28 protein-coding genes are annotated in these 20,377 nt (G+C 66.1%); 17 read left to right on the forward strand and 11 right to left on the reverse strand.

Features of this window, described 5'->3' with window-relative positions; translation table 11 throughout:
* Positions 1-39: 39 nt before the first annotated feature.
* The 7 genes from H8F24_RS12185 to H8F24_RS12215 all read left to right on the forward strand — a co-directional run bounded on the left by H8F24_RS12185 (position 40) and on the right by H8F24_RS12215 (position 4,528).
* The gene (locus tag H8F24_RS12185; protein ID WP_231597796.1) at positions 40-1,011 is read left to right on the forward strand and encodes a major capsid protein; all 972 of its coding nucleotides are present in this window, start codon (positions 40-42) and stop codon (positions 1,009-1,011) included.
* Positions 1,012-1,077: 66 nt separating this feature from the next.
* Positions 1,078-1,512: a hypothetical protein gene (locus tag H8F24_RS12190; RefSeq protein ID WP_197169799.1), complete on the forward strand. Its 435-nt coding sequence runs from the start codon at positions 1,078-1,080 to the stop codon at positions 1,510-1,512.
* A 10-nt stretch (positions 1,513-1,522) separates the two neighbouring features.
* On the forward strand, positions 1,523-2,227 hold the full coding sequence (locus tag H8F24_RS12195) for a hypothetical protein (RefSeq protein ID WP_197169800.1): 705 nt from the start codon (positions 1,523-1,525) through the stop codon (positions 2,225-2,227).
* 80 nt (positions 2,228-2,307) lie between these two features.
* Positions 2,308-2,550 carry a hypothetical protein gene (locus H8F24_RS12200; RefSeq protein ID WP_197169801.1) on the forward strand — a complete coding sequence of 81 codons (243 nt, stop codon included), beginning with the start codon at positions 2,308-2,310 and terminating at the stop codon, positions 2,548-2,550.
* A gap of 40 nt (positions 2,551-2,590) precedes the next feature.
* Positions 2,591-3,268, forward strand: a complete 678-nt coding sequence (locus H8F24_RS12205) for a hypothetical protein (RefSeq protein ID WP_197169802.1) — start codon at positions 2,591-2,593, stop codon at positions 3,266-3,268.
* Positions 3,269-3,280: 12 nt separating this feature from the next.
* On the forward strand, positions 3,281-4,330 hold the full coding sequence (locus tag H8F24_RS12210) for a hypothetical protein (protein WP_197169803.1): 1,050 nt from the start codon (positions 3,281-3,283) through the stop codon (positions 4,328-4,330).
* 3 nt (positions 4,331-4,333) lie between these two features.
* On the forward strand, positions 4,334-4,528 hold the full coding sequence (locus H8F24_RS12215) for a hypothetical protein (RefSeq protein WP_197169804.1): 195 nt from the start codon (positions 4,334-4,336) through the stop codon (positions 4,526-4,528).
* 11 nt (positions 4,529-4,539) lie between these two features.
* Here the strand turns inward: H8F24_RS12215 and H8F24_RS12220 are convergent, their stop codons facing one another.
* Both H8F24_RS12220 and H8F24_RS12225 read right to left on the reverse strand, forming a co-directional pair.
* A complete protein-coding gene (locus tag H8F24_RS12220) occupies positions 4,540-5,223 on the reverse strand; it encodes a sigma-70 family RNA polymerase sigma factor (protein ID WP_231597797.1) in 684 nt (227 codons plus the stop codon).
* A gap of 242 nt (positions 5,224-5,465) precedes the next feature.
* Positions 5,466-5,786, reverse strand: a complete 321-nt coding sequence (locus H8F24_RS12225) for a hypothetical protein (protein ID WP_197169805.1) — start codon at positions 5,784-5,786, stop codon at positions 5,466-5,468.
* A 359-nt stretch (positions 5,787-6,145) separates the two neighbouring features.
* On the opposite strand from H8F24_RS12225, the gene H8F24_RS12230 reads away from it, so the two are divergent.
* The 4 genes from H8F24_RS12230 to H8F24_RS12245 all read left to right on the forward strand — a co-directional run bounded on the left by H8F24_RS12230 (position 6,146) and on the right by H8F24_RS12245 (position 8,554).
* Positions 6,146-6,748: a hypothetical protein gene (locus tag H8F24_RS12230; RefSeq protein ID WP_231597798.1), complete on the forward strand. Its 603-nt coding sequence runs from the start codon at positions 6,146-6,148 to the stop codon at positions 6,746-6,748.
* Positions 6,732-7,229: a hypothetical protein gene (locus H8F24_RS12235; protein WP_197169806.1), complete on the forward strand. Its 498-nt coding sequence runs from the start codon at positions 6,732-6,734 to the stop codon at positions 7,227-7,229. Before H8F24_RS12230 ends, H8F24_RS12235 begins: the two co-directional genes overlap by 17 nt.
* Before the next feature lie 72 nt (positions 7,230-7,301).
* A complete protein-coding gene (locus H8F24_RS12240) occupies positions 7,302-7,847 on the forward strand; it encodes a hypothetical protein (protein WP_197169807.1) in 546 nt (181 codons plus the stop codon).
* Positions 7,844-8,554, forward strand: coding sequence for a hypothetical protein (locus H8F24_RS12245; RefSeq protein WP_197169808.1), 711 nt, complete (start codon positions 7,844-7,846; stop codon positions 8,552-8,554). Before H8F24_RS12240 ends, H8F24_RS12245 begins: the two co-directional genes overlap by 4 nt.
* Here the strand turns inward: H8F24_RS12245 and H8F24_RS19490 are convergent.
* From H8F24_RS19490 to H8F24_RS12270, 4 genes are all read right to left on the reverse strand, one after another.
* Complete coding sequence (locus H8F24_RS19490) at positions 8,532-9,401, reverse strand: GNAT family N-acetyltransferase (RefSeq protein WP_231596992.1); 870 nt, start codon at positions 9,399-9,401, stop codon at positions 8,532-8,534. The genes H8F24_RS12245 and H8F24_RS19490 overlap by 23 nt on opposite strands.
* Before the next feature lie 851 nt (positions 9,402-10,252).
* Entirely contained in the window at positions 10,253-10,645 is a 393-nt protein-coding gene (locus H8F24_RS12260) for a DUF302 domain-containing protein (RefSeq protein WP_197169810.1), read from the reverse strand.
* Positions 10,646-10,653: 8 nt separating this feature from the next.
* A complete protein-coding gene (locus H8F24_RS12265) occupies positions 10,654-11,388 on the reverse strand; it encodes a DUF305 domain-containing protein (protein ID WP_197169811.1) in 735 nt (244 codons plus the stop codon).
* Positions 11,389-11,520: 132 nt separating this feature from the next.
* Positions 11,521-11,937: a heavy metal-responsive transcriptional regulator gene (locus H8F24_RS12270; protein ID WP_197169812.1), complete on the reverse strand. Its 417-nt coding sequence runs from the start codon at positions 11,935-11,937 to the stop codon at positions 11,521-11,523.
* A 37-nt stretch (positions 11,938-11,974) separates the two neighbouring features.
* Between H8F24_RS12270 and H8F24_RS12275 the strand changes: the two genes are divergently transcribed.
* Genes H8F24_RS12275 through H8F24_RS12285 form a run of 3 tightly spaced genes read left to right on the forward strand, consistent with a single transcriptional unit; the run spans position 11,975 to position 12,802 of the window.
* Complete coding sequence (locus H8F24_RS12275) at positions 11,975-12,217, forward strand: DUF3721 domain-containing protein (RefSeq protein ID WP_231596990.1); 243 nt, start codon at positions 11,975-11,977, stop codon at positions 12,215-12,217.
* Positions 12,218-12,263: 46 nt separating this feature from the next.
* On the forward strand, positions 12,264-12,518 hold the full coding sequence (locus tag H8F24_RS12280) for a DUF3721 domain-containing protein (protein WP_197169814.1): 255 nt from the start codon (positions 12,264-12,266) through the stop codon (positions 12,516-12,518).
* Between the two features lie 14 nt (positions 12,519-12,532).
* Positions 12,533-12,802, forward strand: a complete 270-nt coding sequence (locus H8F24_RS12285) for a hypothetical protein (protein ID WP_197172286.1) — start codon at positions 12,533-12,535, stop codon at positions 12,800-12,802.
* A gap of 300 nt (positions 12,803-13,102) precedes the next feature.
* Here the strand turns inward: H8F24_RS12285 and H8F24_RS12290 are convergent, their stop codons facing one another.
* The 5 genes from H8F24_RS12290 to H8F24_RS12310 all read right to left on the reverse strand — a co-directional run bounded on the left by H8F24_RS12290 (position 13,103) and on the right by H8F24_RS12310 (position 17,714).
* A complete protein-coding gene (locus H8F24_RS12290; RefSeq protein WP_231596989.1) occupies positions 13,103-13,597 on the reverse strand; it encodes a hypothetical protein in 495 nt (164 codons plus the stop codon).
* A gap of 191 nt (positions 13,598-13,788) precedes the next feature.
* Positions 13,789-14,427, reverse strand: coding sequence for an isoprenylcysteine carboxylmethyltransferase family protein (locus H8F24_RS12295; protein WP_197169815.1), 639 nt, complete (start codon positions 14,425-14,427; stop codon positions 13,789-13,791).
* Positions 14,427-14,678 carry a DUF2933 domain-containing protein gene (locus H8F24_RS12300; RefSeq protein WP_197169816.1) on the reverse strand — a complete coding sequence of 84 codons (252 nt, stop codon included), beginning with the start codon at positions 14,676-14,678 and terminating at the stop codon, positions 14,427-14,429. The genes H8F24_RS12295 and H8F24_RS12300 overlap by 1 nt, the downstream gene beginning before the upstream one ends.
* Before the next feature lie 44 nt (positions 14,679-14,722).
* Positions 14,723-16,921: a heavy metal translocating P-type ATPase gene (locus tag H8F24_RS12305; protein ID WP_197169817.1), complete on the reverse strand. Its 2,199-nt coding sequence runs from the start codon at positions 16,919-16,921 to the stop codon at positions 14,723-14,725.
* Between the two features lie 55 nt (positions 16,922-16,976).
* Positions 16,977-17,714: a DUF305 domain-containing protein gene (locus H8F24_RS12310; RefSeq protein WP_197169818.1), complete on the reverse strand. Its 738-nt coding sequence runs from the start codon at positions 17,712-17,714 to the stop codon at positions 16,977-16,979.
* A gap of 170 nt (positions 17,715-17,884) precedes the next feature.
* Here H8F24_RS12310 and H8F24_RS12315 point away from each other — a divergent pair, with 170 nt between their 5' ends.
* The 3 genes from H8F24_RS12315 to H8F24_RS12325 all read left to right on the forward strand — a co-directional run bounded on the left by H8F24_RS12315 (position 17,885) and on the right by H8F24_RS12325 (position 20,361).
* Positions 17,885-18,382, forward strand: a complete 498-nt coding sequence (locus H8F24_RS12315) for a DUF411 domain-containing protein (protein WP_231596987.1) — start codon at positions 17,885-17,887, stop codon at positions 18,380-18,382.
* A gap of 10 nt (positions 18,383-18,392) precedes the next feature.
* The gene (locus tag H8F24_RS12320) at positions 18,393-19,877 is read left to right on the forward strand and encodes a multicopper oxidase family protein (protein WP_197169819.1); all 1,485 of its coding nucleotides are present in this window, start codon (positions 18,393-18,395) and stop codon (positions 19,875-19,877) included.
* Between the two features lie 73 nt (positions 19,878-19,950).
* On the forward strand, positions 19,951-20,361 hold the full coding sequence (locus H8F24_RS12325) for a hypothetical protein (RefSeq protein ID WP_197169820.1): 411 nt from the start codon (positions 19,951-19,953) through the stop codon (positions 20,359-20,361).
* The last annotated feature ends 16 nt before the right edge of the window (positions 20,362-20,377 follow it).

The following is a 20,377-nucleotide window of genomic DNA, read 5'->3' on the forward strand; positions in this document are numbered from 1 at the left end:
GATCAGCAGACACCCCTCCGCAGAGTGGCGCAGAACCGGATGGCCTGCAGGACCTGGCAACAGGTGGTGTTGTCACTGGGGCCAGGCCCCTGGAGCGTGCCCTTGGGCCTGACCTTGATCGAGGCGCAGAAATACGCCCGCCGCGCTGAACAGTTGGCGGTGCTCAAGACCTTCGCGGAAGGGGAGCTGCTGCGCCGCCTGCCCTTCCGCAACCTCGTGGGCGGCTCCCTGAGCTTCCCGGCAGAGACCAAGCTGCCCCGCGTCGGTTTCCGGGCCGTCAACGAGGGCTACCGCCAGAGCTACGGCGTCATCAACTCCGATTCGGAGTTCGTGCACCTGTTCGGGGGAGACCTGGATGTGGACCGCTCGATCGTGGACCTGCAGGGTCCTGAGGCCCGCGCTGCCCAGACCGAGATGAAGGTGCGCTCGATGCGGCTGACGCTTGAGGCGGCGATCATCAACGGCGATGACACCTTCGATCCGCGGGCGTTCAACGGGCTGAGCAAGCGGCTGACACCTGGAGACGACCAGACGATCGACAACGGCGGCAGCACGCTGAACCTGCTGGCGCTGGAGGCGCTCACCGACAGCGTGATCGGCTACGGCGGCGACAAGGTGCTGATCGCCAGCAAGGCGGCCCGCCGCCAGATCAGCACCGCCTCCCGCCAGGCCGGCGGCGACCTCTATGAGGTGATCGACAGCCGGCACTACTTCGAGGGGGTGGAGATCCTGCTGGTGGAAGAGGACGCCGAGGGCAACGCGGTACTCGGCTACGACGAACCGGGGGACACCACCTCGATCTACTGCTGCGTGCTGGGTGATGCGGCGGTCTGCGGCCTGCAGGGGCCGTTCGAGGGTCGCTACGGCATCTCGGTGCGGGACTTCGGCGAGGTGCACGACGCACCGGTGTTCCGCACGCGGGTCGATTGGTACGTCGGCTTTGCCGTCTGCAACCGCAAGGCGGCAGCGCGCCTGTTCAACGTGGCGCCCATGCCGCTGGTGCTGCCCTGAACGCCAGCACCCGCCCCGGAGGACTGCGCTGAACCACCCATCAATTGCCCCACAGGAGACCCTTCCATGACTTCTCACGCCACCCGGCTTCTCGACGCCCAGACGGTGCTCGTCGGCTGGATCAACCACTCCGCCACCGACTGCTACGAGCACACCCGCAGCAGCGGTGATGTGGTGAACCTCGGCACCGACCTCGATGCCGCCAGCTCCTTTGTGCTCGTGGCCTCCCACTCCGGCCACAGCGAGGCGGTGACGGTGACCCTCGAGCTCGCTCCTCTGCTGGCCGATGGCACCGCCGGCAGCTGGATCACCGCGGCGGCCGTCGCCATCCCCGCCGCTGGCGGCAAGGTGGAGGCAATCATCAGCGGCGCTGCCCTGCTGATCAATCCAGCCGACAGCGCGCTGATCACGCCGCCCTGCCTGCGGCTGGCGCGGGCGACGGTGTCTCCCGCCACGCCGGTGGGGATGACTGTGGCGCTCACCGCCAACCAGGGGCTGTGAGGTGAGCGCCATGAGCACCCCCCTCGAGACCCTCAACCTCGCGGCCGGAGCCGAGGCCCTGCCCCTGGAGCTGCTGCAGCCCCTCGACAGCAACAACCCCTCCGCCACGCCGGTCCGTCTCTCAGGTCCGGAGCAGCGCCTCACCATCACCCCGGATCCAGGTGTGGGCGATGCGGCGTTGTTGCCGCCCAGCCAGGTGCTGATCAGCAAGGACGGTGTGACCCGCTCGATCTGGCCGGTGCACCTGGCCGGCTGGCAGGCCCTGGGCTGGCAGCTGCTCAGCCCCGCCGGTGGCGGCGATGAGCCGGTCCCGGTGGACTCCGGGGACAACGCGCCGGAACCGGAGCTGGCGGATGCGCTGGACCTCGAGCCCGAGCAACCGGAAGCGCCGGATCCCGCCCCGACACCCGATGAGCCCACTCCTACCGACGACCGGTTAGAGACCACCACCGATGGTGGCGAGGCCCTGCTTGCCTCACAGCCCACTGACTTCCAGGCCATGACCAAGGCCCAGATCGTCGAGTTCTGCTCCACCGTCTACGGCGTGGAGCTCGATAGCAGCCAGACCAAGGCCGAGCTGGTGGAGCAGGCCATGGCGCTGGAGGCCAAGGCCAGTGCATCGGGCACTGCCAGCGGCAGCAGCGATGCCACGAATGAGAGCAGCAACGATGCCGCCGATCTCGCGGCCCTGGAGCTGGGGGATGCCCTGCTCTGATCCCTGCAGCCTGCGCTGCCCCGGCCAGCGCATTCCTGGCTGGGGGCTGGCAACAGCTCAGCAGCACTGCCCTGGCGTCGATGGCCACTCCCGATCCGGCTGTGCTGGCCGAGCTGACGGCCCAGTGCCGCAGCAGCAGCCGGCCCCAGGGGGTGATCTTCCTGGGCCAGGCCCAGCTGCAGGACGGCGGCACCCCTGAACCGCCGCCCACCGGCGGCATCACGGCAATGCAGGCACTGGCGCCGCTCATCAGTGCCACTGCCGGCGATGGGGTGGTGGTGATCGCGCTGGACCTGCGCCTGCTCAGCCCCTTGCCGCACTGATTTCTCCCCTCCACCTCTCTCCCCTTCTGCACGGATCACCATGGCCACCACCACCGAGAGCCGCACCGCCGGCCGTTCCCTGCCCCAGCCGACCGATCTGCTGCTGGTGCAGCGCGGCAGCACGCCCTACCGGGCCACTGCTGATGAGGTCAAGGCGTTCATGCTCAGCCCGGCCACCGCGGCGGCGATCGGGGCGATCAGGCCCGGTACCAACCTCTCGGTGGATGCCGACGGCACCCTCCATGCCGCCATCCCCGGCGCGCTCACCTACAGGGGCGCGATCGACCCCACCACCACCGAGGCCCCGGCTGGGGCTGTGGCCGGAGATGTGTACCTGGCCAGCAGCGCCGGCCCTGCCCTGGCGAGCTGGAGCGGCATCGCCGGAGCGGAGATCGCCCAGGGGGATCTGTTGCTGTTTGACGGCACGAGCTGGAGCGCCAACGCCGCCCTGGGGCCCGATGGCGCCGGGGTGATCCGCATCCAGGTGGCCGTTCCGCTGGCCGTCGATGAGAGCGATCCCGCCCAACCGCTGCTCAGCGTGGTCCTGGCCACGGCCGAGGCGTCGGGGGTAGTGCAGCTGGCCGACCCATTGGCGCTGGCAGACGGCACGCCCGGGCGGGTGGTGGATGCGGCCCAGCTGCAGGCGGCGATGGCCACTGCCCAGCCGGCCGGCGACTACATGCCGCTGGACCTGAGCACCCTGCCGGCTCTGCCCTGAGCGCCGCAGCAGATGACCCTCCAACCAGGCGACCTGCTGGCGATCACCCGTCCCGCTGGGCCCCAGGCCGGCACCTACCAGCTGCCGGCAGCGGCGCTGGCAGAGCTGGCTGGCCCGATACCGGTGCTGGGCATCAGCGGCGTGCTCTGGTCGACCGTGCGCTCGGCGGCGGACAACAGCTGGCAGGCGATCTGCTGGTCGCCGGAGTTGCAGCTCTACGTCTGCGTGGCCAACAGCGGTAGCGGCAATCGGGTGATGACCTCCAGCGATGGCATTCGCTGGAGCCCCCAACCGGCGGCCGCTGATCAGAACTGGGTGGCGCTCTGCTGGGCCGCTGCGCTGGGGCTGTTTGTCGCCGTCAGCGACAGCGGCACGGGCCAGCGGGTGATGACCTCTCAGGATGGCCGCAGCTGGAACCTGCGCCAGACGCCGGCCGACAACAACTGGACCTCGATCTGCTGGGCGCCCGAGCTAGGCCTGCTGGTGGCCGTGGCCAGCAGCGGCACGGGCAACCGCGTGATGATCAGCTCCAATGGCCTCACCTGGACGGCCGGCCCTGCTGCCGCGGATCAGGAATGGCGCTCCATCTGCTGGGCGCCTCAACTGGGGTTGTTGGTGGCGGTGAGCAGCACCGGCAGCAACCAGCGGGTGATGACCTCAAGCGATGGCCGCAACTGGACGCTGCGGACGGCCGCTGCAACCAACAACTGGATAGGACTCTGTTGGGCGGCGGAGCTCGGTTTACTGGTGGCGCTGAGCAGCAGCGGCCGGGGCAACCGAGTGATGACTTCCCCGGATGGGATCAGCTGGAGCAGCCGCAGCTCGGTGGCCGACAACGCCTGGTCCTCCCTCTGCTGGGCTCCGGAGCGGGAGCTGCTGGTGGCGGCGGCCAGCAGCGGCACCGGCAACAGGATCATGACCAGCGGCGATGGCCTCAGTTGGACGGTGCGGAGCTCCCCGGCAGATCTGGGCTGGCGCTCGCTTTGTTGGTCGCCCCAGCGGCGCCAGTTCGTGGCTGTGAGCAACAGCGGTGCTGGCAACCGGGTGATGGTGAGCCCCTGACCCATGCCTGACACCACGACACCCCTGCCAGCGACTGGCTCGCGCTGCTGGCGCGACCTGATCAGCCCAGAGACCGGCGCCACAGTGCTCAACCTGGCGGCAGACAGCAGTGACGCCGATCCGATGGTGGAGCTGACCTACGACGAGGGCGGCAGCGGCTGGTGGCCACTCTCCACGCTGGTGTTTGAACAGAGCTGAGTGAAGGGGCCTCAGCCCCCACCTGCCAGCTGCTGGCGCAGGGCGGCGAGGGCCTTTTTCTGGGCCCGCTGAACGGCCATCGGGCTGATCTGCAGCTGCGCCGCGGCGGCCCGCAAGGACAGCCCCTCGAGGACGGTGAGCCGCAGGGCTGTGGCCTGGGCTGCGGGCAGCTGCTCGACCAGCTGCTCCAGCCCCAGGCCATTCATGGCCTCGCTGGATGCCGGCTCGGGCTCAGGGGAGGCCAGCTGATCGAGCAGGCAGTGCTCGCTATCGGCTGTGGCATCGAGGCTGAGGTGCCCCAGTGGGCACTGGCCCTGCTCATGCAGCCGGCGTGGCACGCGCACCAGCCGCACCCGATCGCACAGGTGGTGCTGCAGCGCCCCTTGGATGCAGCGGCGCAGATAGGGCGCTGGCGGCTCGCCCGCTCTGCAGCGGGGAGCGGAGCGAACCAGGGCCTCACGGGCCACCTGGATCAGATCCTCCCGCTCCACCAGCGGGAAGAGGCGGCGGGCGGCGGCGGAAGCGAGGGCATCAGCCAGGGGCAGGTGCTCCAGCACCAGGGCATTGCGGGCACGCAGGGCAGAACGGCTGAGAGGCGTGGACTGCTGCTGGCGACGGGAGGAGGAAGCGGGGGAAGCCACCTGAGGGACGGCGGAGAACCCCACCCCCACCGGCCGGCCGCAGCGCCGCGGCAAGGACGCCCGACACTGGAGGGCGCCTGGCCCGATCCTTGACGCGGCGTGAGGACTGCCCGAGGGATGCGGTGGGTGTGCGCCGACCTGGGGCCAACCCCTCCCCCCCACTGCCGGTCCTGCAGGGTGCCCAGCCCAGGGACCGCCCAGTCGAACCGTCAGGCCATGGCTCCAGGAAGCCCAAGCCCACGGGCGATGCGGCGACAGCCGAAAGCCGGAGGCGGAGGGCCTCCGGCCGCGGGCGCTCAGAGCACCTGGACCCTGGCCTGAGGGCCGAGCACCCGCTGTTCATTGGAGGCCAGGATCAGCGCCTCATCGCGGGGCACGTAGTGCGGCTCAGCCGAGATGTGCCCCTCGCGATCGAGGAACAGAACTCTGAGAAGCCGGCCAGCGGCATCAAGCAGATGCACCGAGACGATGCGGATCGGGCAGGTGCGGCTGAGAGGGGTGGCGGCCATGGCTGTGCTGGCGAACGACACCGCCGTCAAGCCCCAGCGCCGCCAGCGCCGCGCAAGGGGCGCGGAGCGCAGCGCAGCGACTCGCGTCAGCCCTTGCGCGGCGCGCAAGCCGGGGCAGGCCGGGTGGCGTGATCGCCAGACCTCAGGGGCGCCTCCCCGTTCGCTTCCCGGGGGATCAGCTCTACAAAAGGGACTGGCTGGTGGAGGTTGTACCTATCGGCAGCGGCCGCCAGGTGCACCGGGCCTCGCCCAGGCTGCACCAAGGCGGATTCGGTATGGGCTGGCGTTGTTGCTGTGAGGGTCTGTGAACCTCCGTTGGCCGTCGTAGCTCCTTGCGTCAGCGCCAAAACCCCCAGTGCTGCAAGGCATCGCCGCAGGCGTATGCAATTTCTGCATTGTTCTCTGAGCCGATGTGGTCTGGGGCAGGGTGCGGCACGAGGCAGGATTGTCTCTGAATGGCCAGCCGCATGGTTTTTCTACCCCCCACAACCGATTTTCCGCCTGATCCCGAGCCCCTGAGTCGGGAAGATCTCAACAGCGTCTACCTCGAGCTGCGCAACTGCTACAAGAGCTCCATGCGCAGTCGCGGCCAGCATCGCAGCCTGGCCACCAAGGCCCGGGAAGAAACGGCACAGCTCAAGCAGCGACTGCTCGATCTTGCGGCACGGGAGGCTTCTGTGCGCACTGACATTTATCAGATGCTGGAAATCGTCACCGCGATTGCAGGTGATCTGGAAGATGCTGGCGATGACATTGTCAACGAGTTTGGGCGCTACAAACTCGGCCGCAAGACCTATCAGGGTGGCTCCTTTCTTGGTGGATTGGTGCAGGCGGTGATCCGTTTCATCAACCGCTGGACCCACACCAAAGAGCGTGTGGTGCAGCTGGATCAGAAGCGTCAGGAGTTCATCGAAAAGACGAAGGATCTGCCGCCGCTCAACCTGGGAGGCAATGGCCATGGCGGCCCCGTGAACCAGCCAGAACTGTCTGTGCCCGCCAAGGTGGAGATCGTGGACAGCCCAGCGGCCCAGCAGGCCCAGGAGGTTAAGGCCGATGGGACAACTCACTGACACCCTGCGGGCCACGTTGCGGGACCTGGCCCAGTCCGATGCCCGCCTCTACCGCGGACTGCAGGAGGAGCTTGGTGACCCCAGGCCAGCCAGCGACCAGCCCGCCGTGCTGCTGGCTGGTGACGCCCCGGCCAGCCGCGAGGAGCTGGAGCGCTTGTCCGTCGCTGTCCTCTGGAGCCTCTGCAAGGCACGCGGCATCAAGGGCCTCAGCAAGGGCCCGGCGGCGAAACAGGTGGATGCCCTGCTCAGCCACCCGGATGGCCCACCGCTGCGCAGCGCCCTGCCCAGCAAGGCCACCAAGGGCAGCAAGAGCCCTATCGGTGCTGGCAAGACCGCGTCCAAGGCAGGCACTGCTGAGCTCCAGGCCCTTGAACAGCGTCTCGAGCGGCTGGAGCAGCTGGTGCTGCTGATCGCTCAGCAGGTGGGTGTACCTGCGGTAGCAATCGAGCGGTTGCTGCCGCCGGCTGCTCCGCCAAGCTGAAGCCGCGCAGAGACAGACAGGCTGGACGCTCTATATTCGCTATTCGCGAATGCCGAATGACCTGGTGCGACCGTGGCCCGCTCACCCTCCAATCCCCAGCTCGTCCTGCGCCCGCAGGATCTGGTGGTGCTCTTGCGTCTGGCCCTGGAGTCAGGCCCGGCGCCCACCTATGCGGCCCTCGGCGCCGAGCTGGGCCTGACGGCCTCAGAGGCCCATGCGGCGGTGGAGCGTGCCGTGGCCGCCAGGCTGGCGATCAAGGATGAGGCTGGCAAGCCCTCCGTGGTTCGCGCTGCCCTGAAATCCTTCGTGCAGCACGGGGCCCGCTACTGCTTCCCGGCCACCCAGGGCGGGCTCAGCCGCGGTGTTCCCACCGGCTACGCCGCCTCCCCCCTTAGCGAGCAGGTCCGCCCGGGCCATGACCCACCGCCGGTATGGCCGTGGAAGAAGGGAACGGCCCGCGGCATTTCCTTCCATCCGCTGTATCCCAGCGTCCCTGAGGCGGCAGAGCGCAACCCGGCCCTGGGGGAACTGCTGGCCCTGTTCGATGCGGTGCGCGGCGGCAGCGCCCGGGAACAGGCCCTGGCGCTGGCCCTGCTGGAGGAGCGGCTGCAGCCATGAACCCCAACGACCCCAACGTCTCCCTGCTGGAGCGGGCGGCTGAGCAGTTGGGCGAGGCGCTGCTTGAGCAACTGGTGTTTGTCGGCGGCGCCGTGGCCGGAGTGTTGATCACGGATCCGGCGATGCCAGAGATCCGGCCCACCCAGGATGTGGATGTGATCTGCAGCGTGATCGCCAGGTCTGACTACCACCAGCTGGGGAGGCAGTTGCGGCAGCGGGGCTTCCAGGAAGACAGCCGACAAGGGGCACCCCTGTGCCGCTGGTGCACAGACGATCTCATTCTCGATCTGATGCCTACCCAGGGCGAGATCCTGGGCTTCTCCAACCGTTGGTATCCCCTCGCCCTGGAGACCGCCCAGCTTCAAGAGCTGCCAAGTGGCTGCGCGATTCGGATCGTGACCGCACCTGTGTTCCTGGCCACCAAGCTGGAGGCCTTTCGCGGTCGCGGTCAGGGCAATTTTCTCTTCAGTCACGACCTGGAGGACCTCATGGCCGTCGTCGACGGACGTGCCTCGCTGCTGGAGGAATGCAGGCTCAGCCCGCTTGAGTTGAGGAATGATCTGGCGGCTCAGTTCCTTGAGCTGTTGAAAACCTCTGCCTTCCTGGAGGCACTGCCTGCGTTCCTGCCGCCGGATCAAGCCAGCCAGCAGCGACTACCGGATTTGCTGGGGACCCTGCGGGCGATCACCGCTCTGGCTGAGCCTTGATCTGCAGCTCGGCGTAGCCGGTGTCCAGATCCAGCTTCCGGCTGAACTGCCACTCCGGCAGAAGACCGATCACCAGCTCCGCGGTGGTGCGCACCAGCGAGCCCACACAGAGGTGGCCGCCGATCACAGCGCCGCTGCTGCCTGAGATGGCGATGTGCAGGTGGACGCCATCGGGCGACAGGGTGCCGGAGAGGCTGAGGATCTCCAGATCGCCGTGGATTGTCATTTCCTCAGTCGCCCCCGCGAAGCGCAGCTGGGCCACCGACAGGCTGCCGACGGCGCTGATCACACAGCCGGCCTGCTCCTGCTGCTCGGCCATCCAGGCCTCCAGCGCCCGACGCAGGTCGGCGCCAGGGGGCAGCCGCAGCGGCACCACCTTCATGGCTTCGGCCCCTCCACCAGGCCCTGGACCATCACTAGGGCATCGACGTAACCCAGCCGCCTGTGGCGGAATGCCCCCCGGCAGGGTGCCGACCACCTGAAAGCCGTTGCGCTGCCAGCAGCGGATGCCGGCGGTGTTGGTGCTCACGACCAGGTTGAACTGCATCGCCCGGAACCCCAGCCGCCTGGCCGCCTGCAGGGAGTGCTGGCAGAGGCGGCTGCCGATCCCCAGCCGCCGCGTCTGCTCGGCAACCACATAGCCGGCATTGACCACATGGGCGCCGAGCGCGAGGGAGTTGGGCCTCAGGTAGTAGGTGCCCACCACGGCCCCGGCCGCATCCACACCCACCATCACCGCCTGGCTCTGCTCCACCCAGGCCAGCTGGGCCTCGGCCTCGCTGATGGCCGGGTCGTGGGGGAAGGTTTCACCAGCTCGGAACACCGGCTCCAGCAGCGCCCACAGCAACGGCCAGTCTGTTGCCTCAAAGGGGCGGATCTGCAGGTGCGATCGGGGGGAGGTTAGAGGAGCGCTGGTGTGGTCTGGTGATTGTCTCGCCAACAGGAAGGCGCCCCGTGGGGGGCGCCTTAGCACCGGTTGCGGCGGTCACCTCCTCACACCAAGGACTGCCGGTCGGGTGTCTGTGGTTCACGCATGACCTGTCTTGGGCCTGGCAGGGAAGGGAAGGAGATCACGTCTGGGAGAAGAGATGCTCAAGGCTTGACCTTCTCGGTTGTGATCTCGACCCGGGTACTGCTGCCCGGGGTGTCAACACGCGGGAATCAGAATTGGCGTATCGCTCTCTGCGGCTACGGGATGACGCTCGCGCTGCGTCATCGAGTTCACCTGTTGTGTGTCGCATCGTTGGCGCACCTCCGCTGTGCGCACCGGCTCGGGTGCTCCCTGGCCGGACTCTGTTGGAGGGTGGGACCTTGGTTGGCTTCCGGGCCTCCCCTCAAGTTCAAAGTACGCCCCTTTTCAGCTGGCGGTGGCCTGCTGGAGTGCCTGTTCCCGTACCTGCAGAAACCCAGTGAGCGCAATGATTCACAGGCTTCCTCATTGCCGTTGCCATCGAGATCGGTGTGCCCCTGGCGCAGCAGTTCCTGGGCGCGGGCATAGGAGCCGATCTCCCTACAGCGGTAGCGGTGACCACCCCTGTGGTGCCATCGGGGATCACGGCGCCTCTGCGGCCCCGGCGGTAGTCCCAGGGGCGGGTGATCCCACCCGGCACCTGCCAGACCCTGTAGCGCAGCCGGCTGGCCCGAAATTCAGCGTCCAGAGACTCCTTGGTCTCGCAGCCGCTCAGATACTGCCGCTAGCTAAGCCGCAGCGGCCTCGATGATCGCCGTTGTGGAGGCCTCCACCGCTCGTGCCAGCTCCTTCAGGGAGGGATCGGCCGAGAGGCCAGCAAGCATCGCCTCGGGGCGGATCATCCCGAGGCGGGTCTGGCCGGCTTCGGTGTAGACGGAGATCCGGCAGGGCAGAGCCATGTTGAGCGCCATCGTGGTGCTGAGCACCGCGGCGGCCTGCTGGGGGTTGCACACCTCGAAGATGCGGCACTGCTCCGGGAACGGCAGGCCCTTGCTGCGCAGAGTGTTGCCCAGATCATGGACGGCCAGCACGCCGAAGCCCTGGTTCACCACCGCCTCCTGGAGGGCGGCACTGGCCTCCTCGAAGGATTTCGGAGTGTCGAGGATGAAGAACGGATCCATGGCTGGCATCAGGACGTTCCGTACCAGCTGCGATACCACTGCGCCATCTGTTCGATCTCCTGGCTCTGCACCCGAACCATGGTCTGCTGCAGCTCCCGCAGCTGCGGATGCTGGCTGTTGGATTGGGCCATCGAGGCCATCATCACGCCCATGCGGTGGTGCGGAATCATCTGCTCGATGAAGGCACGATCGAAGTCGGCGGCATTCTTCAGGGCGGCCAGGCTTGTGCCCATCCCCATGCCCATGCCGCCCATCCCCATGCCCATGCCGCCCATCCCCATGCCCATGCCGCCCATCTTCATGCCACCACCCATGCCCATCCCCATGCCGCCCATACCCATGGCTCCTCCGGTCGTCCAGCTGGGAACATCGCCGCCAAACCACTGCCGGTACCAGGTCCGCATCTGGGCGTTCTCCTGGCTCTGGCTGGCCTTGATGCTGCGGGCCAGCTCCTTGATCTCGGGCCTGCGCGCGCGGGAGAGGGCAAGATCTGCCATGGCGATCGCCCCGTCATGGTGAGGAATCATCATCACGATGAAGTGCTGATCCATCGACTGGGCCGCCATCCGCCCCGGACCGCTTAGTCCCCTTCCCATCCCGCTTCCGGCTTGGGCCACCACCTGGGGCGGCACCGAGCGCGCTGGAGCCTCCAGCGACAGAACGAGCGCTCCCAGCCCTGCAGCGGCCGCGAGCCTGAGCGCCGCCGAACGTTTCTGGTCCAACGCGGCATGGTGATGGCCCATCAGTTCTCTCCCTTGCTTGTGCCTTTCTTCAGCATGGGCACTTAGCAGGGAGTCGGACACGGATTCGGGTCATGGCTTCATCGAATCGGTGTGCCCATTCGCTGCGTATGGGCCGAACGTCACGATCAGCCTTCAGACGTGAAGATTGGGGCAGATCACCGCGTCATCCTTGGCTGGATCGCTCTGCCAGCCCGCCAGCAGGCCCTGCAGTTCCTTGCGGAGCTGCCGCAGCTCCTTGATCTGGCCATCGATCCGCTCGATCTGGCGCCCCAGCTGGACCTGGATGTCGCCGCAGGGCAGCTCACCGGCATCGTGCACCGCCAGGCAGTCCTGGATCTCCTCCAGGCTGAGCCCGAGGGTCTTGAGCCGGCGGATGAACTCCAGGCGTTGCAGGCTCTCCTCGGCGAAGAGGCGGTACCCGCCTTCGCTGCGGCCGATCGCCGGCAGCAGACCCAAGTCTTCGTAGTAGCGCAGGGTCTTGACCGGCAAGCCGCTGCGGCCGGCCAGCGCCCCGATCTTCATGCCGGTCTTGATGCCAACAGCTGCCATGGGCTTGACTCTCCTGCTATGGGGAGACTCTAAGCTGGTGTCCACCTCTTCCTCCTGGTATTCCGTGAACCCCTTCGCTCTGGCTCTCCTCTTCTCGGCAGGCGTTGCCCTGGCACCCGGCGCCGCCCGCGCTCAGGCCAACGACATGTTCCCGAGCAAGGCCGCTGCGGAAAAGCGAGCCAAGGAACTCAAGTGCAGCGGCGCCTTTGCAATGGGCAAGGACTGGATGCCCTGCCAGAACTTCGATGTCTATGAGAAAGCCGTCTCCAAGGAGAAGTGACACCAGCAGTCCCTTTTCTGTCACTGACCATCCCCTCGCAATCTCAATGACCCAGCACTCCACCGGCCCCTTCCAGCAGACCAACCGTTGGGCTCTGCTGGCGGCCCTCGTAGCGGCGACCTTCGCTCCGCTGCTCGTCAGCGCACCCGCTGCGGCGCACATGAAGGGCATGTTCAAGACCAAGCAGGAGGCGGAGAAACGCGCCGCCGAACTCAAGTGCAAGGGGGCTTTTGCGATGGGCTCCCTCTGGATGCCCTGCGCCAACATGCAGGATCTGCACAAGGCAATGGATAAGGAGTGAGGCACCATCACCTGATGCGCCGGGTGCACCGCAGCCTCGTGCCCCTGGCAGCCCTGCCACTGCTGCTCACGGCGCTCTCCGGCTCCCTGTACGGCGCCCTATCGGCCCAGGGAATCGAGGCCTTCTGGCTGATGAAGCTGCACACGGGCAACTTCGGCCTCCTCAATCTGCAGCCCTGGTACTCCTCGGTCCTGGCGCTGCTCACCCTGTTCGTGATCGGCTCCGGCATGGGACTGCTGCTGGGCCGCCGCAGGGGGATGAAGCAACCGCCGCCAGCGGCCTGATCAGGCCGCTCAGGAGGAGGGTATTAATGAGGATTCTGAGCCTGACACGCAACGACAACAAAAAGCTCAACCTCCACAACCACTTCGAAATGCATGGACTCGGTTTGAACTCATCTCCGCCAGGAATGCGGCGGATGATCTTCTGGTAATCAGGCCACAGGGTCGATGGAAATGAAGTGATGCCAACAGCTTTCGTAGACACTGAACGACTGATGGGGAGCACGCATCATCTATGCCATCAAAGGCAATGCCACATTGAGTATCAAAAGAAGAAGCAGGAGCCGCGAATGATGCCACGGGTTAGTGAAAGTTTTGCCCCGAATATCCCAACATGTGCCGGCGAGCCATGTAGAGGATGATGACAGGCAAGACGATCCATTGAATGACGGCAAGTGCACTCATGCCTAGTAGGGGCACTGCCAGCATCGGCACTCCGTAGGCCTTGGAAACATTAACTCGATAGGTTTCGATCGCAAGCGTGATCAGAAGGCCGATACCGGTAAACAGGAGCGTCAGCTTCCAGGTTGGGGTCAGCACCCAGTACCGCGAACGCATCAACGCGCTCACAGTCCAACTGCTGAAGAGAATGATGACCCCATCGCCAAAGGCGCAGTGGGTCAAGTCAATAACTTTGTCGCCCAGGGATGGACTTGCGTAGAACTCGTAAAATGGAGACTGCCAAACCTCGTAAACGAAGTTGAGCAGAAAGGCAAAGAGAAACAGATTTGTTTCTGGTGCAGCGAGAATTCGTGCACTTTTCTTGACCACAAGCCTTTGCTTCACCAGGCTATTCATTTAACCATTAAAATGTATACGAGACAACGATATGCCATTCCATGCAGCATTGATCGTCGAGGCACGCATCAATGCTTCTTCTATGGCAGGTGTCACTTGGCCACCGAATGCTTGTGTCTTTGCGGCTGGTCATCTGGATCTCCGTGGCAGCCGGGGGCAGGCCGAAATGAATCCTTCTCTGTGAAGTTCCTTTACCGATGCCGCCAGGGAAGAAAGCCCGGCACAGCCGAAAGATAGTCCCGATAGCGATCTCCAAACTCGCGCACAGCCTCCCGCTCCTCTTGCTTTGCAAGGCGCAGGTACATCACCACAAGCACTGGATACATCGCCAGGGTGAGCAACGTGGGCCATTGCAGAAGGAATCCTGTCATCACCAGAATGAGGCCCAGGTACTGGGGGTGACGCAGACGCGCGTAGATGCCGGTGGTCGCCAGTTCATGCTTTTGCTGGGCGGCATAAAGCATGTCCCAGCCCCTGGCGATGAGCATGAAGCCGCCAGCGATCAGCACGAAACTGGCGATATGGAAGGGGCCGAAATGCGGATTCACCCGCCAGCCAAACAGCGTTTCCAATAGGTGTCCCGCATCATGGGAGAGCCAGTTCACGGATGGATAGCGACTCCCAAGCCAGCCGGAGAGGAGGTAAATCGTCAGTGGAAATCCATACATCTCGGCAAACAAGGCCACCAGGAAGGCGCTGAATGCCCCAAAGCTGCGCCAGTCACGCGGCGTCTTTGGCTTGAAGAAACTGAAGGCAAAGAAGATGAAAACAGCGGCATTCACCACCGCCAGTCCCCAGAGGCCATAGGCCGGGGCGTCACTTTGGTTCATCACGACTTGGGGGTAGGGGTCGATCGCGAGTCCGTTCCCTCCGGGGCGCTGTGATGGCCATGACCATGGCCGCCATGCATGAAGAGGTGCATCAGCGGGCAGGCCAGGAACACCAGGAAGGGAAGGAAGGGAATGGTGTGCGCTGTGTGCTCCAGCAGCAGGTAGAAGGCCGCCACCAGGAGAAAGCCATAGAGCACCCACCGGGATCGGCGGCGTGGTGACCAGCTGGACAGGAAGTTGGGATCAGCCATCGAATCTCGCTAAAGGGGACGGACTCGGACGAAAGCACTGGTGATCAAGCGGCCCGGTAGCGACGCAACAGCGACGAGTTGACGATCACCGAGAGCGAACTCAGGGCCATGGCCGCCCCGGCGATCATCGGGTTCAGCCAGCCGAGGGCAGCAATCGGGATGCCGATCCCGTTGTAGATGAAGGCCCAGAAGAGGTTCTGGCGGATCTTGCGCATGGTGGCCCGCGACAGGCCGATGGCGGTCACGACCAGCCGCACGTCGTTGCCCATCAAGATGATGTCACCGGCTTCCTTGGCCACATCCGATCCCGAGCCGATGGCGATGCCGATGTTGGCCGTGGCCAGGGCCGGGGCGTCATTGACGCCATCACCCACCATGGCCACGTTCTGCCCATCCAACTGCAGGGACTTGATCGTTCCGGCCTTGTCGGCAGGCCGGACCTCGGCGATCACCTCGGTGATCCCCACCTGGGCGGCAATCGCCTCTGCGGTGGTGCGGTTGTCGCCGCTGAGCATGATCACCCGCACCCCACGGCGCCGCAGCAGGGCCACGGCCTGCTCGGCCTCGGGCCTGACCGTGTCAGCGACGGCGATCACCCCCAGGATCTGATCGGCGCGCCCCAGCAACATGGCCGTTTTCCCCTGGGCCTCGAGCCCAGCGAGCTGGCCTTCCACAGGCTCGGGAAGCCGAGGCAGGAAGCGGCTTGCCAGGGAACGGTTGCCGAACCAGACGACGTCCCCGCCCTCTTTGGCGGTGATGCCCTCGCCCACCTGGGCCTCAAACTGCTTCAGCGGCAGCAGCTCCAGATGGCGCGCTGCAACGGCCTCGGCAATTGCCGCTGCCAGGGGATGTTCGGAGCCGTGCTCCAGGGACCCTGCGAGCTGAAGCACCTCCTGCTCCGACTGGCTTGCCAGGGGCTCCAGATCGGTGAGCACCGGCTTGCCCAAGGTGAGCGTGCCTGTCTTGTCGAAGACCACGGTGGTGAGCTTCTCAGCCCGCTCCAGCACCTCGCCGCTGCGGATCAGGATGCCCTGCTCCGCGCCCTTGCCCACCCCCACCATCAGGGCCGCTGGGGTGGCGATGCCCAGGGCACAGGGGCAGGAAATCACCAGCACGGCGATGAAGGCCAGCAGACCACTGCTGAACTGGCCCGCCAGGGTCCAGAGGGCAAACGCCGCGAAGGCGATCAGCACCGCGGCTGGAACAAACCAGCCCGTGACCTGATCGGCCAGGCGCTGCACGCTGGCCGTGCTGGCCTGGGCCTCCTCCACGATGCGAACGATCTGGGCCAGGGCGGTGTCGGATCCCACCCGGCTGGCCTGAAAACGGAGCAGGCCATTGCCATTCACGGTGCCGCCGATGAGTTCGGCACCGGCCTGTTTGGCCACTGGCAGGGATTCACCGGTGAGCAAGGATTCGTCCACCGAGGAGCTGCCCTCCAGCACCACCCCATCGGCGGGGATCTTCTCGCCCGGGCGCACCAGCACCGTCTCGCCGGTGTCGATGGCATCGGCGGGCACGGTCATCTCCATGCCGTCGCGGATCACCGTGGCCGTGGCGGGCTGAAGATCGAGCAACTTGCGCACGGCGGCAGAGGAGCGTTTCTTGATGATCTCCTCCATGTATTTGCCCATCAGCACGAAGGCGATCACCACCGCCGAGACTTCGAAATAGACGTCCCGTTCATTGACGCCAACCGGAAGCCAGGTGGGCGCGAAGACCACCACCACGCTGTAGAAGTAGGCGACGGAGGTGCCCAGGGCGATCAGCACATCCATGTTGAGGGCGCGGCGCTTGAGGGCCGCCCAGGCGCCGGTGTAGAACGACCAGCCACCGATGAACTGCACCGGAGTGGCAAGCACGAACAGCCACTTCCCCCAGCTCATCCAGGGCAGTGCCGGCAGCGGCACCCAGGACACCAGGCTGATGCCGGCCGCCAGGGCGATGAAGGCTCCGGCCCGGAACAGCGCCAGCGCCAGCACCCCGCCGATCACGAAGCCCACCCGGCGGCGCATGACGCGCAATTCGCGGTCGGGATTCTGGAAGGTCTGCAGGCAGGTCTGGCTGCAGAAGTAGTAGTCGCGGCCGCCGCGCTGGGCGCTGAGGGCTGTGGCCTTGGGAACCACCATGCCGCAGATCGGATCCTTGGCCATTCCCTTGCCGCCGCCGGTGGGCGGCGGGCCGTGGCTTCCGGGCTTCCCGTGGGAATGGCCAGGGGTCTGGGTGATTGTCGCCGCGTTCATCATGGCTGCTCCTGATCGGTGGGGCTAGTTAGGAAAGATCTACCCAGGTTTTCGCTCAAAGACGAAAAAGAGCGTCGTATTTGCTGTACTCCGGCTTGCGCAAGCCCTCCACCGCCAGCATCCTGCGCAGTTCGATGATCTCGGCGCGCTGGGCCACGATCACCCCTCGCGCGAAGCGTCGGATCGTGGGGTTGGTGCTCTTGGCCAGGGCGTCGTGGGCCATCATCAGCGCCCCGCCGTGGTGCTCGAGCATGCCCTCCAAGAACCACACCACCCGGTTGTCCTTGGTGGGGAGTTCGCCCATCATCCGCATGCCATCGATCTGGGCCTGGCTCATGCGGGTGAGGCCGCTGAGGCTGTTGGGATCGCCTCCGGAGGCCAGGGACACGGGGTAAACGGGTGCCTGGGGGTACCAGGCCTTGCGCCAGAGGCCCATGGCCCGGATCTCGTTGGCCTGGTCGCGCCAGATCGTTTTGCCGAGCGCTCCCACGCCGGGCTGGCCGATGTTGAAGACGAATTCGCTCATCCGAAGGGCGCCGGTGTGGTGCTGCACCATGCCGTCGATGAAGCGCAGGTCGTAGGTGGCACCGGCCGGGCCCACGTCGTGGGCGTGGGCGGCATGGGCCGGGGCGGATCCGGCCGGAGCAGACATCCCAGGCATGTTCATCATCCCTGGCATGCCCTGGTGCCCTTCGTGATTCATGCCACCGGGCATCTGGGCCAGGGCAGGAGCCGCAACGGTGAGGGCAGAGGCCAGACCGATCAGGGTGGCGGTGAAGCGGAATGGGTACATGGCGGCAAGGTGAGACCTCCTAACGGTATGGTCTCCCCTTGACAGGAGAGTCAAGGGCCAAGGGCGCAGCAAATCTGAGCCGGTCGATGCCGGTTGATGCCGGTCATCACGGGCTTGACTCTCCACCTGAGTGGAGGCTCTACGGTTGAGACATCCCCGCATCAGAGGCCATGAACTCGACATCAAGCCGCGGTCATTCGCGGTTCCTGGACCTGCTGCTGGGGGTCGGCGCTGTTGCTGCCGTTGTCTCAGGGGGCGGGTCGCTCGCGGCACGCGCCAGTGCTCCAGCCCTGATGCCGGTCACCTCCTATCGATCCGCCAGCTGCGGGTGCTGCAAGGGCTGGGTGCAGCACATGCGCGCCAATGGCTTCGCCGTGCGCGATGTCGTGGTGGCCGATGTCGCCGTGATCAAGCGACGCCTGGGGGTCCCCGCCCGCCTGGCCTCGTGCCACACCGCCGAAGTGGCCGGTTTTGCCCTTGAGGGTCACGTCCCTGCTGCTGATGTGAAACGGCTGCTGCAGAAACGGCCGCCCCTGGCGGGCCTCGCCCTTCCGGGGATGCCCCTGGGCTCCCCAGGCATGGAATCGGCCTACGGCAAAGAGGCGTTCACGGTGATGGCCTTCACGCGGACCGGAGCCATCAGCAGCTTCTCCCAGCACGCCAAATGAGAACCCAACCATGACCACTCCACTTCGGCGACGGCAGGTACTCGGACTTGGGCTCGCCGGCCTCGGCACGGCCGTGGTCGGCCCACTTCTCTGGGACCGGCTGCAGCGCTCCGCCGCCCGGGCCCAGCCGGCCGGTGCGGCGCGGCTGGCCTCCCGTGGCGGCGTGGCCGATCTGGAGCTGGTGGCCCAGGCCACGCGGGGAAGCCTTCCGGGTGGCCCCGCCGAGCTGCTCACCTACAACGGCCGCTCACCCGGTCCGCTGCTGGAGGTGAACGCCGGCGATCGGGTGCGGCTGCGACTGCGCAATGAACTCAAGCAACCCACCAATCTCCACTTCCACGGGCTCCACATCCCCCCCACCGGCACGGCCGACAACGTCTTCTTGAGCGTGCCGCCCGGTGGCTCCTTCGACTATGAGTTCACGCTCGCCAAAGACCACCCGGCCGGCCTGTTCTACGTCCACCCCCACCAGCACGGACTCTCGGCCGATCAGGTGTTTGGCGGCCTCAGCAGCGCCCTGGTGGTACGCGGCGATCTGGACAGGATTCCGGAAGTGGCGGCCGCCAAAGAAACCGTGCTGGTGCTCAAGGATTTCGCCAGCGCCTCCGGTCAGGAAGCCGCCATGGGCGTGGGGCGCATGCTCGGCCGGGAAGGCCCCCTGCTGACGGTCAACGGGGCGATCAACCCAGGCCTGGCAATTCCCAGCGGCGGCCTGCTGCGGCTGCGCCTGCTCAATGCCTCCAATGCACGGATGTACCGCCTGGCCCTCGAGGGCCACTCACTGGTTCTGATCGCCACCGATGGCGGCGCGATCGCCACCCCAGAGCCTCTCGATGAGCTGCTTCTGGCCCCCGGCGAGCGGGCCGATGTGCTGGTGCAAGGCAACCAGACCCCAGGCAGCTACAGGCTGCTCAACCTGCCCTACCAGCGCAGTGGCCACATGGGGATGGCCGCCGCTGAGGACGCTCCCCGGACCCTGGCCACCCTCAGCTACGCCGGAACGGTGCCACCACTACCTCTGCCGAAGGCCCTGATCCCTGTGCCGGCCCTGCCGAAGCCGGAGCGCACCCGCCGTTTCGTCATGGCCCATGCCATGGGAACGGGCATGGGTGGGATGAAGCACGACATGGGCGCCATGGGCGGAGGCGGCATGGCCATGGGCGGCATGGGCATGGGATTTCAGATCAATGGCCAGGCCTTCGAACCCGATCGCATCGACACTCGGGTTGCCCTCGGGAGCACGGAAGACTGGCTGATCGTCAACGACGACGTGATGGATCACCCCTTCCACTTGCACGTCAATCCCTTCCAGGTGATCAGCCGCGCGGGTCGTCCTGAATCTCAGCGACGCTGGAAAGACACCGTGCTGGTGAAAGCGGGCGAAGAGGTGCGGATCCGCGTCACATTCAGGGATTTCCCGGGGCGCACCGTCTATCACTGTCACAACCTCGACCACGAGGATCTGGGGCTGATGGGGGTGCTGCAGATCGAGTAGTGGATGGTCTGACGCTGCCCATGATGATCACGCCCATAGCCGCCAAAGACACAGGACTCGAATTGATCCGTGAATGCGCCACGTCCTGACCCTCTCGCTGGCCTGCTGCTGGCTGACAGCTCCGGTGATGGCGGCTGAAGTGGAGGCGTGCCGGAACCTGCTGGAGCAACGCAATGCCCTGGCCGAGCAGGCCATGAAGGCCGAAATCGCCCTGGTTCGCACCACCCGCGAACGGATCTGCCCTGTCCTCAGCCAGCAGGCCGATGGGGCCAATGCCAACGACCACAACGAGACGACCATCGACTACCAGGCCCTGATCGAGTGCCGCCGCAAGGCGGAAGAACAGCTGCTGCGCAGCCGGCGGGTTTTCTACGTCAACATCCAGCAGTTCAGGTTCTACACGGCGGCTGGAGCCAAGCTGGCCCGGCAAGCCGATGGGCTGATGCAGCAGATGCAGGATCAGGAGTGTCCCCAGCTGCGTTGATCAACAGCCTGCGGGC

The organism is Synechococcus sp. CBW1002, assembly GCF_015840915.1.
GTDB lineage: Bacteria > Cyanobacteriota > Cyanobacteriia > PCC-6307 > Cyanobiaceae > CBW1002.